Source organism: Gynuella sp., assembly GCF_050297175.1.
Taxonomy (GTDB): Bacteria; Pseudomonadota; Gammaproteobacteria; order Pseudomonadales; family Natronospirillaceae; genus Gynuella.
Genome location: NZ_JBNKSF010000060.1, coordinates 1 through 1,540 on the forward strand (window position 1 = coordinate 1; position 1,540 = coordinate 1,540).

Sequence of the window (1,540 nt, forward strand, 5' to 3'; positions counted from 1 at the left end):
TATTATTGGGATAGAAACCGGCGGTTACTGGATAGCCCGCGAAATTCATAAGCAGCTCAATCCAGACACCGAGCTTGGCAAACTCAATATCACCTTCTATCGTGATGATTTCACTAAAATCGGCCTGCACCCCACCGTAAAACCCTCACGCCTGCCCCACGATATTGATGGAAAAACCATCATACTGGTAGATGATGTTTTACACTCCGGCCGAACCATTCGTGCAGCAATGAATGAGATATTCGATTATGGTCGACCAGACAGGATATTACTGGCAATCCTGATTGATAGAGGCGATCGAGAGCTACCGATACAGGCCGATTATGTAGCAAAAACTGTCACACTGAGCAAAAATGAACATATCAAGCTTGAAGGGCCAGAACCTTTAAAACTCACCATCCAGCAGCTAACGACTGAATGAGCTATCAAAACCTGCAACTGACCCAAGACGGCAAGCTCAAACACTTTCTGAGCATCGAAGGCCTTAATAAATCCATTCTCAACGATATACTGGATACCGCCGAATCTTTCACCTCGATTACGGATCGAACCATTAAGAAGGTACCCATCCTGCGCGGCAAAACCGTCGCTAACCTGTTCTTTGAAGCCAGCACACGCACCCGTTCCACATTTGAGCTGGCCGCCCAGAGGCTTTCTGCCGACATTCTGAATTTAAACATAAACACCTCGGCCACAGTAAAAGGAGAATCCTTACTGGATACCATCCAGAATCTGGAAGCCATGCAAATAGACATGTTCGTTATTCGTCACCAGGACAGCGGCAGCGCACATTTTTTTGCTCAGCACGTGCGGCCTGGGGTAAGCGTGTTAAACGCAGGCGATGGCCAACATGCCCATCCCACTCAGGCGATGCTGGACATGTTCACTATTCGCCGACATAAGCAACAGTTCGAAAATCTGACGGTCGCTATTGTGGGTGACATTAAACATTCTCGTGTTGCACGCTCGCAGATCCATGCGCTGAATATTCTCAACACTGGTCAGGTGAGAGTCATTGGACCACAAACCCTGATACCCAAAGACTGCGAAACGCTTGGTGTACAGGTTTACCATGATTTTGATCAGGGACTGAAAGATGTCGATGTGGTGATTATGCTGAGATTACAGAAAGAACGCATGACGGGAGCTTTACTACCCAGCGAAAAAGAATATTTTCAGCAATATGGCTTAACCTCTGATCGATTAAAGCTGGCAAAGCCCGATGCTATAGTGATGCACCCGGGCCCGGCCAACCGAGGCATCGAAATCGAATCCAGTGTCATGGATGGCAACCAGTCTGTCATTCTTCAGCAGGTAACATTTGGTATTGCAGTTAGAATGGCAGTGATGTCGATGATTGCTTCAAGCTCGGAAAACGAACAATGAAAATCATTATTCAAAATGGTCGAGTAATTAACCCTGCCAGTGCAATGGATAGCATTAGTGATGTATTCATTGACGGCCAGCTCATTGTTGCTATTGGGCAGCCTCCAGCTGACTTTGTCGCAGATCAGACTATCGATGCCAGCAACAGGCTCGT

The 1,540-nt window shown here is 47.1% G+C and carries 2 protein-coding genes; both read left to right on the top strand.

Annotation, left to right across the window (positions count from 1 at the left end; all coding sequences use genetic code 11):
- On the top strand, window positions 1–421 hold a 421-nt coding region (gene pyrR / locus ACQY6I_RS22985), incomplete at its 5' end, for a bifunctional pyr operon transcriptional regulator/uracil phosphoribosyltransferase PyrR (protein WP_428243943.1).
- Window positions 418–1,386 (top strand): aspartate carbamoyltransferase catalytic subunit, encoded by a 969-nt coding sequence (locus ACQY6I_RS22990; RefSeq protein WP_428243945.1) that lies wholly within the window; start codon window positions 418–420, stop codon window positions 1,384–1,386. The genes pyrR and ACQY6I_RS22990, both read left to right, overlap by 4 nt.
- The last annotated feature ends 154 nt before the right edge of the window (window positions 1,387–1,540 follow it).